Source organism: Kosakonia sp. PSU_27 (assembly GCF_039409795.1).
In the GTDB taxonomy this organism is placed as follows: Bacteria; Pseudomonadota; Gammaproteobacteria; order Enterobacterales; family Enterobacteriaceae; genus Kosakonia.
The window spans coordinates 63,735-76,797 of record NZ_JBCIVK010000007.1; the positions used below are offsets into that span (position 1 = coordinate 63,735).

Annotated in this window: 14 protein-coding genes; 4 read left to right on the forward strand and 10 right to left on the reverse strand. The window is 54.8% G+C overall.

What is annotated here, in order from left to right; genetic code table 11:
* Positions 1–5: 5 nt before the first annotated feature.
* From AAIG26_RS18195 to AAIG26_RS18215, 5 genes are all read right to left on the reverse strand, one after another.
* Positions 6–782, reverse strand: a complete 777-nt coding sequence (locus AAIG26_RS18195) for a DUF4311 domain-containing protein (RefSeq protein WP_017459108.1) — start codon at positions 780–782, stop codon at positions 6–8.
* A gap of 51 nt (positions 783–833) precedes the next feature.
* Positions 834–1,130, reverse strand: coding sequence for a DUF4312 family protein (locus tag AAIG26_RS18200; RefSeq protein ID WP_020456289.1), 297 nt, complete (start codon positions 1,128–1,130; stop codon positions 834–836).
* 2 nt (positions 1,131–1,132) lie between these two features.
* A complete protein-coding gene (locus AAIG26_RS18205; RefSeq protein WP_020456288.1) occupies positions 1,133–1,495 on the reverse strand; it encodes an SFCGS family glycine-rich protein in 363 nt (120 codons plus the stop codon).
* Positions 1,496–1,505: 10 nt separating this feature from the next.
* On the reverse strand, positions 1,506–1,841 hold the full coding sequence (locus AAIG26_RS18210; RefSeq protein ID WP_020456287.1) for a glycine dehydrogenase: 336 nt from the start codon (positions 1,839–1,841) through the stop codon (positions 1,506–1,508).
* A 250-nt stretch (positions 1,842–2,091) separates the two neighbouring features.
* Positions 2,092–2,985, reverse strand: coding sequence for a LysR family transcriptional regulator (locus AAIG26_RS18215; RefSeq protein WP_343181172.1), 894 nt, complete (start codon positions 2,983–2,985; stop codon positions 2,092–2,094).
* Between the two features lie 109 nt (positions 2,986–3,094).
* Here AAIG26_RS18215 and AAIG26_RS18220 point away from each other — a divergent pair, with 109 nt between their 5' ends.
* Complete coding sequence (locus tag AAIG26_RS18220; RefSeq protein WP_343181173.1) at positions 3,095–4,057, forward strand: quinone oxidoreductase; 963 nt, start codon at positions 3,095–3,097, stop codon at positions 4,055–4,057.
* A gap of 129 nt (positions 4,058–4,186) precedes the next feature.
* Here AAIG26_RS18220 and cybC read toward each other — a convergent pair whose 3' ends face one another.
* Together cybC and pmbA are read right to left on the reverse strand one after the other, a co-directional pair.
* Positions 4,187–4,573 (reverse strand): cytochrome b562, encoded by a 387-nt coding sequence (cybC, locus tag AAIG26_RS18225; protein WP_020456284.1) that lies wholly within the window; start codon positions 4,571–4,573, stop codon positions 4,187–4,189.
* Positions 4,574–4,630: 57 nt separating this feature from the next.
* Complete coding sequence (pmbA, locus tag AAIG26_RS18230) at positions 4,631–5,983, reverse strand: metalloprotease PmbA (protein ID WP_343181174.1); 1,353 nt, start codon at positions 5,981–5,983, stop codon at positions 4,631–4,633.
* 95 nt (positions 5,984–6,078) lie between these two features.
* Here pmbA and yjgA point away from each other — a divergent pair, with 95 nt between their 5' ends.
* The gene (gene yjgA, locus AAIG26_RS18235; RefSeq protein WP_017459116.1) at positions 6,079–6,633 is read left to right on the forward strand and encodes a ribosome biogenesis factor YjgA; all 555 of its coding nucleotides are present in this window, start codon (positions 6,079–6,081) and stop codon (positions 6,631–6,633) included.
* Positions 6,634–6,936: 303 nt separating this feature from the next.
* Positions 6,937–8,145 (forward strand): aldose 1-epimerase family protein, encoded by a 1,209-nt coding sequence (locus AAIG26_RS18240; RefSeq protein WP_343181268.1) that lies wholly within the window; start codon positions 6,937–6,939, stop codon positions 8,143–8,145.
* 61 nt (positions 8,146–8,206) lie between these two features.
* On the opposite strand, the gene mpl is transcribed toward AAIG26_RS18240, so the two are convergent.
* Positions 8,207–9,589 (reverse strand): UDP-N-acetylmuramate:L-alanyl-gamma-D-glutamyl-meso-diaminopimelate ligase, encoded by a 1,383-nt coding sequence (gene mpl, locus AAIG26_RS18245; RefSeq protein WP_343181175.1) that lies wholly within the window; start codon positions 9,587–9,589, stop codon positions 8,207–8,209.
* A gap of 280 nt (positions 9,590–9,869) precedes the next feature.
* Here mpl and fbp point away from each other — a divergent pair, with 280 nt between their 5' ends.
* Positions 9,870–10,868, forward strand: coding sequence for a class 1 fructose-bisphosphatase (gene fbp, locus AAIG26_RS18250; RefSeq protein ID WP_020456280.1), 999 nt, complete (start codon positions 9,870–9,872; stop codon positions 10,866–10,868).
* Positions 10,869–10,913: 45 nt separating this feature from the next.
* Here fbp and AAIG26_RS18255 read toward each other — a convergent pair whose 3' ends face one another.
* The gene (locus tag AAIG26_RS18255) at positions 10,914–11,411 is read right to left on the reverse strand and encodes a DUF2569 domain-containing protein (protein ID WP_322554315.1); all 498 of its coding nucleotides are present in this window, start codon (positions 11,409–11,411) and stop codon (positions 10,914–10,916) included.
* Positions 11,412–11,425: 14 nt separating this feature from the next.
* A complete protein-coding gene (locus AAIG26_RS18260; protein ID WP_045514228.1) occupies positions 11,426–12,991 on the reverse strand; it encodes a methyl-accepting chemotaxis protein in 1,566 nt (521 codons plus the stop codon).
* Positions 12,992–13,063: the final 72 nt, after the last annotated feature.

The following is a 13,063-nucleotide window of genomic DNA, read 5'->3' on the forward strand; positions in this document are numbered from 1 at the left end:
GTTCCTTATTTGCCGCTGAGCGAGTTGTGGATAAGCGACAGCCAGTCCGGCGCGCTCAGGTGGAAGGACTCGATCATTTTCAGATCAAAGCCGCGGAAGAATGCACTCAGCACAAACAGCGCGACAATCGCTGTCATCATCACTTTGGTGACACGGTTCCAGCCGCTCTCTTCCACACCTTTACCAATCAGAATGCCCAACACCAGACCCGGTACGGCGTTACCCATAATGAGCTGTGCCGCGCCGCCAAAAACGGTCGCCCAGAAACCGGATTTCTTGCCTGCATCAATTGCCGCCAGCCAGAAAATCACCGGCATCACGGTGTTGACCAGCAGGTTCGCGGCCGGAACCAGCACTTTCACCGCCGTCACCTGCAACGCCGCCGGAACGGAGGAAGCAGTCAGGTTGAGGAAGGTGACGACCACCATGCCGATCAAGCCGCAGGCGATAGCCATCTTTTTCGGATCGTGCAGGGTTTCGCCCACGTTGCGGTTTTTCACCATCAACGCAGCAGCGCCCCAGTTCGGAATAATGCGGTGGTCAACGTCCTGGGTGAACGACCCCGCCGCAACGGATGACGCCCAGGCGTTAAAGAAGAAACCCAGACCAAAAGAGAAGTGCGAAGCCGGGTCCCCTTCGCAGGAGTTCAGTTCGCCCAGTGTACGAAACGCGCCCATCCCTTGCGTGGTCGGCGCATGGAACATGCGTGCAGCCCCTGCGCCCACGCCGACGCCCACCAGGCCGCCGATAATGAGCGATTTTATTAGTATGATTAAGAACATCAGTCTGCCCTCTTCTACCCTGTGATAGTGATTTCTGGGGTATGCGGTGAGTTATTGCGTGACGAAATCCACTTTATCGAGATTGATGGCGGTCACGTTGACGGTGACGTCCAGCTCCACGCTGTACGTGCGTCTTATACGGCGCAGAAAGAGGAACAAAAACGCCTCTTTGCGCGTCGTTTCCTGCGCCTGAACAACCTGCACGTCCTGTGGCTCAATGCGCAGTAAAATGTGCGGCGACGTTTTCATCACCGCGGCCTGAACATGGTTCAGCGCATCGGCGAAGGCGCGCGCTTTCGCATCGCCCTTGCCCTTTACCCTGACCGTGGTGGTGAACTGTTCTTTCATGGTTATGCGCCGTATTTTTTCTGCCACGCCTGCACCAGACGCTCGCCTAACTCTTCTTTGTCCATAAAGCCAAAGCCCAGCACGTTGCAGCCTTCATTAATCGCCGTCACGCCCTCTTCCACAGAACGCATGCCGTATTTGGCTTTGTAGCCATGTTTGTTTTGCGCGGTGATTGCGCCCGCGCCGCCGCTGCCGCAAAAGGAGATGCCAAAGGTGGCGTTTTCCGCTTTCATCACGTCGCCAAGTTTCATATCCGCCGCCACGCCCGGCACGACCACCGCGCGGCCGCCCGCTTTTTCTACACCGGCCGCCACTTTCTGGCCTTTCCCCAGACGGTCGCCAATCACTACGGTAATCTGTTCCATTGTTCGCTCCTTAAAGGTTGTCTTTTGCCACTTCGAAATGCACCGACAGCAGCCAGGCTTCTTCTTCCGGAAGGTTGCCAAAGGCCGCCACGACGTCGCGGGCAAGGTTCATGGAATCCGCCGAGATCTCATCAAACAGGCTGGCGTCCACTTCCGGTAGCGGTTCGCCGGTTACCGACCGGTGCGCCATCGCGCGGACATGAGAGGTCAGCATCTGTTGCTGCACCGCGTTCGGCGTAATGTTCTGAGAACTGAGTAAGGCATACACCTGCTTCAGCATGCGTTCAGCGAGGGTTGCCGTTTGCGCAGCCTGCTCCGCGTCGTTTATTACCGCTCCGTTATTCACTCGTCGTACCCCGTTAATGGCTTCGGAATAAAACTAACGTTGCAGGTTAAGAGTTTGTAGCGAGGAGTTTTCCACTTCGAAGTGGAAACGCGGAAGGCTTTAGTGATCTGCGCCTCAAAATGAGGCCGCTGAGGGATTTTTCACTGTATTGCGGTCACAATTTTGACCAAAAGCGGCGGAAAAACGACAGCCCAAAAGCACAAAAAAACGGCAAGCGGGAGAGGAAAAGTGTGAGATGAATAAGGTTTACTTATTCCTGCCCGTTGTTCAGCGCCCGCAGCAGATAATCTGTGAATGACGACACCAGCGGCAGCAACGGCCTGCCGGGTAAATGTAATAAGTGCATCGGGCGCGGTGGCGGTAAATAGCCCGGCAGTATGGCACACAGGCGACCTGCGTCGATATCCCGCTGCAACATGATGTCGGCGTGCTGCACAATCCCCAGCCCGGCCAGCGCCGCCTGGCGAATCGCCTCGCCGGAATCCACCATCAGCCGCGGGGTAATCGCCACCTCTTGCTTACCGTCCGGCCCTTGCAGCTGCCAGCTGTGATCGGATCGCCACTGGCTAAAACTGATGCAGTGGTGCTGTTTCAACTCTTCCGGGGTTTCGGGCGTGCCGTGGCGCGCTAAATAGTCTGGCGATGCGGCGAGGATCATCTGGTACGGCGCCAGCGGAATGGCAATCATCCCTTCATCGTTGACAGCACCGACGCGCACAGCGAGCTGGAAACGCTCCTCAATCAGCGAGACTTTGCGATCGCTCAGCACCATTTCCGCATTCACGCCGCGATATTGCTGTAAAAAACGTGACAGGATCGGCGTTAAGACATGGTTGCCCCAGGCCACCGGCGCGCTGATGCGCAGCAGGCCAGAGACATTTTCATAAAGATGACTGGCTAACCCGTCTGCTTCGCGAACGGTAGCGAGGATTTGCAGACCATACTGGTAAAAACGCTGGCCCGCTTCGGTGAGACCCTGGCGGCGCGTGGTGCGGTGCAGCAGCTTGCAACCGGTGCGACGCTCAAGTTCGCGCACATGTTTACCGACCATTGCCGGCGTGATGCCTAACGAGTCGGCGGCGGCGGTAAAACTGCCGAACTTGATGGTGCTGACAAACGACTCAACGCATTTGAGATAATCCATTTTCCACCCGCATTCTAAACCCACAGTATCAAATGAAGATAACAATGCCCCATTTATCCGCAACAGGACGCGGGAAATAATAGCGCCATTATCGTTTATTGGGTTCTTAATGATGCAATCGCTGGTTTTCAATGAATTTGGCGCATCGGATGTGCTGTACCTGCACAATCACCCTACGCCGCAGCCCAGCGCGGGTGAGTTGCTGGTTGACGTGTCTGCCGCCGGGCTGAATTTTGCGGATATTTATCGCCGCCAGGGGCGTTACCCGCTGGCAGGAAGTGCCCCCTGGGTTGCCGGATATGAAGGCGCCGGTCAGGTGATTGCCGTGGGAAGCGGGGTAAGCGGCTGGCAGCCGGGCGATCGCGTGGGTTTTGCCGATGTGCCGCTGGCGCACGCCAGCCATATTGTGGTGGCGCAGGAAAACGCCATTCGCCTTCCCGACTGGCTTTCTGAAGCGCAGGCCGCGTCGATTCTGTTGCAAGGCTTAACCGCAGATTATCTGGTGCATGATGTGTTACCGGTGCTACCCGGCATGCGTGTCGCCGTGCTGGCCGCCGCTGGCGGCGTGGGCAGCCTGCTGACGCAAATGCTGGTACACCGGGGGGTGCAGGTGTTCGCCGTGGCTTCAAACCAGGCCAAGCAACGCCTCTGCCTGCGTAACGGCGCAGACGCCGCCGCCGATTACGACTCATGGCCTGAACAGGTTCGCGCCTGGCATACGCCGGGTTGCGATATCGTGTTTGATTCGGTTGGCAGCACGCTGCAACAAAGCCTGGACAGCCTGAAAGATGGCGGGCGCGTTGTGCTGTTCGGTATGTCCGGCGGTACGATCCCTACGCCGGATCCGGCGCAGTTTTTGTTGCGTTCCACCGGCGTTATCGGTGCCGATCTGTGGACTTATCTGACCTCGCAGCAAGAACGGCAGCGTCGCGCCGATCGCCTGTTTGCGCTGCTGGAAGCAGGGCATATTAAATTGCCGGAGGTGACATCTTTTCCGCTCTATCAGGGTAAAGAGGCGCATGATTTGCTGGAAAACAGAGAGTTTAGCGGGAAGGTGATTTTGATCCCCTGACATAACGCGTTTTAAAAATGAAACAGCACCAGGGAAGCACATAATAAAAAGCGGACACCGGAAATTCCGGTCGAGAAGCTGAAGTAAAAAGCGGGGCGATTGCCCCGCTTCGTTTAACCAGATACCGAATTAACGGTATTTCTTGTGATACGTATTGCGGGTATCAATGAACCCTTTGGCGGCGTCCTGCGCCTCTTTCACTTTGCCTTCGTTAGCCAGTTTCAGCGCGCCGTCAATCTGCCCGACCAGCACATCAAAGCCGTGACGATAATCTTTCATCTCCGCGCTATCTGCCGCTTTACCTTCCAGTTTCGGCGGCGTCGCTTTTTGTGCATCCAGCGCAGCGGTACGCATTTTGGTTAATGCATCTTTCATCTCGCCAGCGTCGCTGGTTTTCTGCACCACTTTCAGATTGTCATTCAGGGTGCCCATATCATCTTCGAGATCGGCGGCGAACACCGACGATCCAACAAACAACGATGACACAGCAAGGATCGCTAACAGGTTTTTACGCATTGCTCACTTCCTTTTTTTATTATTCACGCTAAAGGCGCAACTCTGTGCGCCACGGAGTTATTGTCCGGCGATTTTCATCTCCGGGAGTAACACTGAACCACACTGAATATTGCTACGGTGTTCGATATCGTCACCAACGGTAACGATATTACGCCACATATCTTTCAAATTTCCTGCAATGGTAATTTCGCTCACCGGGTACTGGATTTCACCATTTTCTACCCAAAAACCGGACGCACCGCGCGAATAATCACCGGTAATGCCGCTCACGCCCTGGCCCATCAGCTCGGTGACAACAAGCCCGGTGCCCATCTCTTTTAGCATTTGTTCGAAGCTCAAGCCGCGTCCGGCAATGCGCCAGTTATGGATACCGCCTGCATGTCCGGTGCTTTTCAGTCCCAGCTTACGCGCGGAATAATTGGTCAGCAGCCACTGCATCAGTACGCCATCTTTCACGATATCGCGGCGTTCGGTACGCACGCCTTCGCTGTCGAACGGTGAAGATGCCAGCCCTTTAAGCAGGTGCGGATGTTCTTCAATAGTCAGCCACTCTGGCAGGATCTGCTTGCCAAGATAGTCCAGCAGGAACGTCGATTTGCGGTAGACAGAACCACCGGCAATCGCGCCGACCAGGTGACCAAACAGGCCGGTCGCTACTTCGTGGCCGAAAATGACCGGCGCTTTCATGGTCGACAGCTTGCGCGGCGACAGGCGGGACAACGTGCGACGCGCACACTCTTCGCCCACCCACTCCGGCGTTTGCAGTTCGTTAATATCACGGCTGATGGTGTACGCGTAATCGCGCTCCATGTCGCCATTCTCTTCGGCAATCACGCAGCTCGACAGCGAGTGGCGCGTGGAACAGTAGCTTTGCAGCATGCCGTGGCTGTTACCGAAGACTTTAATGCCGTAATGGCTATTGAAGCTGCCGCCTTCGGTATTATTAATGCGTTTATCCGCTTTCAGCGCCGCCTGTTCGGCGCGCGCGGCCCATTCGATGGCTTCATCCGGCGTCACTTCCGCCGGGTGGAACAGGTCAAGATCCGGTGCCTCAAACGCCAGCAGCTCTTTATCTGCCACGCCCGCGTAAGGATCCGGCGAAGTGTAACGCGCGATATCGAGCGCCGCCTGTACGGTGCGGGCAATCGCGTCCGGGCTGAGATCGGTTGACGAGGCGCTGCCTTTACGGTTCTGGTGATAAACGGTTATTCCCAGCGCGCCATCGCTGTTAAATTCGACATTCTCCACTTCGCCGTAGCGCGTGCTCACGCCGATCCCGGTGGTTTTGCTGACAGCCACTTCCGCACCGTCCGCTTTTCCGGCAGCTAATTCCAGCGCTGTGGAAACCGCCTCTTCCAGCGTTTTGCGTTGTTGTGCAACTTGTGTGATTACTTTCATTGCCAATGCCATAATTAAGGGAGAGATTCTTTGAAGTCTAACAGAGAACCCTTTTTCAGTGCGCGCCTTAACTGGTAACATTAGCCTCTTTTTTTAAGGAGCCTGAGATGACAAAGCAGCCCGACGACTGGCTCGACGACGTGCCCGGTGATGATATTGAAGACGAAGATGACGAGATCATCTGGGTCAGTAAGAGTGAAATTAAGCGCGATGCTGAAGAGTTAAAGCAGCTCGGCGCGGAAATGGTCGATCTTGGTAAAAACGCGCTGGATAAACTCCCGCTCGACCAGGATCTGCGCGACGCTATTGAGCTGGCGCAGCGCATTAAGAAAGAGGGTCGCCGCCGTCAGTTGCAGTTGATCGGTAAAATGCTGCGTCAGCGCGATGTCGATCCGATTCGCCAGGCGCTGGATAAGCTGAAAAACCGCCACAACCAGCAAGTTGCCTTTTTCCACAAGCTGGAGCAGATCCGCGATCGTCTGATTGAAGAGGGTGATGATGCGGTGCCAGAGGTGCTGAATCTGTGGCCGGATGCTGACCGCCAGCAGTTACGTTCGCTGATCCGTAATGCGAAAAAAGAGAAAGAAGGGAACAAACCGCCGAAATCCGCGCGTTTAATCTTCCAGTATCTGCGTGAACTGGCTGAAACCAGCGAGCAATAACCTTTCTGCATTATCCCTCTCCTGGGGGAGAGGGCTTTTCCCGCTTCCCTTTTCCTGTTTCATTTATTCCCTTCTGAACGCGATCAAAATTTAGCTGAATCGTTAAAGCTAAAAACGTTCTCTATCACATATTTATCACGCATATATCTTTCATTTCATAGATAAATGCGATCAATACCAGCTATTTTCATTCTCATCCTCGCTCATTTTCACCAAATGAAACGGATCACATTTTCTCCTCTGCGCAAAACGTAGATTTCAGCCGTGGTGCAAATAATCGATTCAGCTAAAAAGGACGAAATGATGAAAAAAACCGTAATGCTTTCCGCACTTGCCCTGCTTGTATCTGCTCCGTTAATGGCGAAAACCTGGGTGCTGACAAGTGCTGAAGGCGGCATTGAGCAGGGAAACTGGCGCATCAGCAGCGATCAGCTGAACATCAAAGATCAGCAGTTCAGCATTGAGCAGGTGGTACTGCATGGTGGCAAACAAGAGGGCAGCAAAGTTATCAAACTGAGCAGTAAAAACGGCCTGACTATCGCACTGAGCCCGACGCGCGGGATGAATTTACTCTATGCAGACGGTTTTGGCGTGCATATGGGCTGGAATTCACCGGTAAAAGAGGTCGTTAACCCGGCATTCATCAATCTGGAAAGCCGCAACGGACTCGGCTGGCTGGAAGGTTTCAACGAGATGGTGGTGCGCTGCGGTTACGAGTGGACCGGCCATCCGGTAACGGCGGACGGACAGATTTACACCCTGCATGGCAAAGTGGGTAACACGCCCGCTTCGCAGGTTTCCGTCGATGTTAGCGAAACGGCACCCTATGAAATTCGCATTCGCGGATTAGTGAAAGAGAGCACCTTCAAAAAAGCGGATCTGCAAACGGAAATGGAGTTGCGCTACATTCCGGGCAGCAACAGTTTCAGCCTGCATGACGTGCTGACCAACCATGCTGACTATCCGCACGATTACCAAATCATCTACCACAGCAACTTCAGCAAACCGATCCTTGAACAGGGCGCGCGCTTTATTACGCCGTATGAAAACGTCAGCCCGTTCAATGATTACGCTAAAAAGGGGCTGAAAGAGTGGCAAACCTACGCCGGGCCAACCAAGGGCTTCGACGAAATGGTGTTTAATATCAAGCCGCTGGCCGACGCCAGTAAACAGACTGTCGCGGCACTGCTCAACAAGGCCGGAGATAAAGGCGTGGCGATCAGCTATAACACTGAACAGTTGCCAGTGCTGACGCTGTGGAAAAATACCGACACGGAAAAACAGGGCTACGTCACCGGTATCGAGCCGGGCACCAGCTACGCCTACCCGGTGACCATTGAGCGTGAACAAAAACGCGTGAAACAGTTGCAACCAGGCCAGAGCACCCGCTTCGATTTAACCTATACCTTGCTGCACAACAGCGGTCAGGTGGCTGAAGTAGAGAAACGCGTGCAGGAAATTCAGGGCAGCAAAACCCCGCAGTCGATTGAAACGCCGATGGCGAAAGAGTAACGCGCAGGCATAAAAAAACCGCGCCAGGTTTCAGGCGCGGTTTTTATTCGGCTTAATACAATCAGGCGCTTTCAGCAGCGAGTTGCGCTTTTTTCGCCAGCCCGTCCAGCAGTTTCTGGTGGATACCGCCAAACCCGCCGTTGCTCATCACCAGAATGTGATCGCCTGGCTGGGCGCTTTTGACAATCATCTCCGCCAGCGTATCTACATCCGCACTCCAGTACGCAGGCTGTACGCAGGCATCCGCCACTTCCGCCACCTGCCAGGGAATATGCGGCGGCTGCAGCAGGTACACTTCGTCGGCACGTCCCAGCGACGGAGCCAGATCGGCTTTGCAGATGCCCATTTTCATAGTGTTCGAGCGTGGCTCCAGCACGGCGATAATTTTCGCGGTGCCGCCCACTTTCCCGCGCAGCGCCGCGAGGGTTGCCAGGATTGCCGTCGGGTGATGGGCAAAATCGTCATACACGGTCACGCCATTGGCTTCGCCACGCAGCTCCAGACGGCGGCGCGCATTGATGAAAGAGCCCAGCGCGTTCGCCGCATCTGCCGGTGCAACACCAACATGACGCGCAGCGGCAATCGCCATCAGGCCGTTATGCATGTTGTGCTCGCCCACCAGACCCCAGTTCACCTGGCCTACGCATTCGTTATCCAGCCACACTTCCCAACTGGAGGCATCAGTATTCAGTTTTTTCGCCTGCCAGTGGCCCTGCTCGCCCACCAGCTCCTGCTCGCTCCAGCAGCCCATCGCCATCGTCTGTTTCAGGTTGATGTCGTTTTCCGGCCAGATAATTTTCCCCTGCCCCGGCACGATGCGCACCAGGTGGTGGAACTGTTTCTGAATCGCTTTCAGGTCATCGAAAATATCCGCGTGGTCAAACTCAAGATTATTGAGCACCAGCGTGCGCGGGCAGTAATGGACAAATTTGGAACGTTTGTCGAAGAAGGCGCAGTCATATTCATCGGCTTCAATCACGAAGAACGGGCTCTCACCCAGACGCGCAGAGACCTCAAAATTGCCCGGTACGCCGCCAATCACGAAGCCCGGTTTGTAACCGCAGGCTTCCAGAATCCAGGTCGCCATGCCAGCGGTGGTGGTTTTACCGTGCGTACCGGCAATGGCGACAACCCAACGGTCGCGCAGCACAAAGTCATGGAGCCATTGCGGGCCCGACATAAACGGAATGTTCTTTTCCAGCACCGCTTCCACACAGGGATTACCGCGCTTCATCACGTTGCCGATGATGACCAAATCCGGCGCCGGATCGAGCTGGCTGGCGTCATAACCTTCAATCAGTTCAATTCCTTGATTCTCAAGCAGCGTGCTCATCGGCGGATAGACACTGTCGTCCGAGCCCGTTACCTGGTGTCCCAGCGAGCGAGCCAGCATTGCCAGCCCGCCCATGAAAGTGCCACAAATCCCCAATATATGAATGCGCATACGTCGTTATCCTTTCTTAAACTGGCGCACATTTTACTCATATGTTTACGCACAGAGAAATGCATTTCAGGATAATCCGCATATAGCTGGCGCGATTCACCTGTGCGCGAGCTTTTGAATGTTTGTTAGTATTGTTACAGGACCTTCGCGTTTTCGTTTGCGAAAGCTCTGGCTGTTACGGCGTCGGCTGTTTACTATCCGGAACTTGCTGTGAGCAGCAACCTGAAAACCACAGGCTACAATCGCTTTACTCCATCATGAAAAATGCAGGGAAAGTGTTATGAAAACGTTAGGTGAATTTATTGTCGAAAAGCAGCATGAGTTCTCGCATGCAACGGGTGAACTGACTGCTTTGCTGTCGGCGATAAAACTGGGCGCCAAGATCATTCATCGCGATATCAATAAGGCCGGTCTGGTCGATATCCTGGGTGCAAGCGGTGCTGAAAACGTGCAGGGCGAGCAGCAGCAAAAACTCGACCTGTTCGCGAACGAAAAACTGAAAGCCGCACTCCGCGCCCGCGATATCGTGGCTGGCATCGCCTCTGAAGAAGAAGATGAGATCGTCGTTTTCGAAGGCTGCGAGCACGCAAAATATGTGGTGCTGATGGATCCTCTGGATGGTTCCTCCAACATCGACGTTAACGTCTCCGTCGGGACAATTTTCTCCATCTATCGCCGCGTAACGCCAGTCGGCACGCCGGTCACCATGGAAGATTTCCTGCAACCGGGCAACAAACAAGTCGCCGCCGGTTATGTGGTTTACGGTTCGTCCACCATGCTGGTTTACACCACCGGCTGTGGCGTACACGCCTTCACTTACGATCCGTCACTTGGCGTGTTCTGCCTGTGTCAGGAGCGTATGCGCTTCCCGGATCGTGGCAACACGTACTCCATTAACGAAGGCAACTACATCAAATTCCCGCAGGGCGTGAAGAAATACCTGAAGTTCTGCCAGGAAGAAGATAAAGCGACCAACCGCCCTTACACCACGCGCTACATCGGCTCGCTGGTAGCGGATTTCCACCGTAACCTGCTGAAAGGCGGGATTTACCTCTACCCAAGCACCGCCAGCCACCCGGAAGGGAAACTACGCCTGCTGTACGAATGCAACCCGATGGCGTTCCTCGCGGAACAAGCGGGCGGCAAAGCCAGCGACGGCAAAAACCGTATTCTGGATATCCAGCCGGAAAGCCTGCATCAGCGTCGTCCATTCTTTGTCGGCAACGAGCATATGGTGGATGACGTAGAACGCTATATGCGTGAGTTCCCGGACGCGTAATCAGCCGGCCAAAACGAGAAAAGCGCCACGATTGTGGCGCTTTTTTTAGCGTACGAAGGTGCGTTTGACGCGCTCGGACACTACAAAATAGGGGATCCAAATCGCCGCGCTTATTACGCTACGAAGCAGTGAGCTTACGGTATCGTAGACATACGGCACATCAAACACCTGATGCGCCAGCCATACATCTACGCCATGAAAGGCAATCCATAACAGCAGAAAACCAATGTAAAAACGCGGAAGCAGCCGTTTCTTGCGAAAGAACAGGCTCCCGACGAAGACCGTGTAGGCGAACATTACCCCGTAGAATACCAGTTCGAAAACGAGCATCCCTTTTTGTCCACCAACGAGCACGCTGTAATGCTCCATCACCACTTTGAGCGTCGCGCTGAAAGAGACAATCACGCTGAGCAGCGACAGCACCAGCCCAATAGCAGGAACAAACAGCCAGCCGCGAATTTTTTTAAACTCGCGCGCCTCGCACTCCGCGCAGAAATCACTCTCTTTCAGCGCTTCCTTATCGCATTGAATACAGATTCCCATGTCGTTGCCTTTCGTTATCCCTGCGTCTGTAAACGGAATGATGCCATTGCCTGCAACAATTCGCGCGACTGCTCTTCCAGCGAACGGGTCGCCGCAGAAGATTGCTGTACCAGCGCCGCGTTTTGCTGCGCGGTTTCATCCATCTGGCTGACGGCGATATTCACCTGCTCAATACCGCGGCTCTGCTCCTGCGACGCATTGGCGATTTCGCGCATCAGTTTGGTCATGCGCAACACTTCTTCGGCGATTTCGTCCATCGTTTCGCCGGCCTGCATCGCCAGATCGCTGCCTTCAGAGACCTGCGCCTGCGAGCTGCTGATCAGCGCCCGGATCTCTTTCGCCGATTCGGCGCTGCGGCTGGCAAGGTTACGCACTTCACCGGCTACGACTGCAAAACCACGCCCCTGCTCACCCGCGCGCGCCGCTTCAACGGCGGCGTTCAGCGCCAGAATATTGGTCTGGAAAGCAATGGCGTCAATCACGCTAAGAATGTCGGCGATGCGATCGGAACTGGCGGAGATATCGCGCATTTTTTCAATTACATAGCAGACCATTTCGCTGCCGCGATCGGCGGTATCGGAAACCGTCTTCGCCAGTTTGTGCGCCTGTTCGGCGTTGTCGGCGTTCAGTTTCACCGTGGCGGTGATCTGCTCCATGCTGGCCGCGGTTTGCTCCAGCGATGTGGCGGTCGATTCCGTACGCTGAGACAAATCGATGTTGCCCGCCGCCAGTTCACGGCTGCCGGTATCAATTTGCGAGCTGGCATCGCGCACGCGGGTGACCGAACCCACCAGCGACTGGCGCATCTCTTCGATGGCCGCGTTCAGCCGGTTAAATTCTTTGCTACTGACGTCGGTTTTCAGGTAGGTCAAATCCCCTGCCGCTACCTGTTCCAGTTGCTGAATAGACGTATCCAGCGGCTTGAGCAGTAAATGGCGCAGCGCCAGCCAGGCCAGTACGATGATCCCGGCCACCAGTAACGCCACCACCAGAATCAGCAGCATAACGCCGTTTTTGCTGCTCTGAACGGCGCTCACTTCCGCTTTGCCGCGCACTTCACCCCATTTCTGGAAGGCCTGCATGTCGTTGTCGAACTGGCGGGAGATAGGGATAAGTTTGTTTTCCAGCAGATCGTAATAGGCATCGGCGCTCTGTTGGTTGAGCGCATCCTGCATCGGTTTAATGCCCTGATTGACGTAGTCGCCGTAGCTTTTCGCTAACGCCGCCAGCAGTGCAGCACCTTGTTCATCATCGACGCCCGCCTTAATCACACCAGCAAGCGATTGCTCACCGTGTTCAATTTCGCCATTGATCATCTTTACCGATTTGGCGGCATCGTCCAGCAAACCAACTTCCATCATGCGCACGGCCTGACCCGCTTCATTACGCGCACGCAGGATCAGCGTGTAGCCTTCGCTCAGGCGCGCCATCTTTTCGCCCTGAAGCTGGCTAATTCGCTCCAGCGATGAGGAACTTTTATTGAGTGCATAAACTCCGATGCCGCTAACCAGCAGCAGGAGAAACGTCATAACAGCCAGCAAAGAAAGTAAACCAGTACGGATCGAAAGCGTTTTAAGCATGATGTGAATCCCGGTAGCAGCGATACTTTTTGGCGTAAATTAAGCCGATTCGTCAGTTATCGACCGCCACCG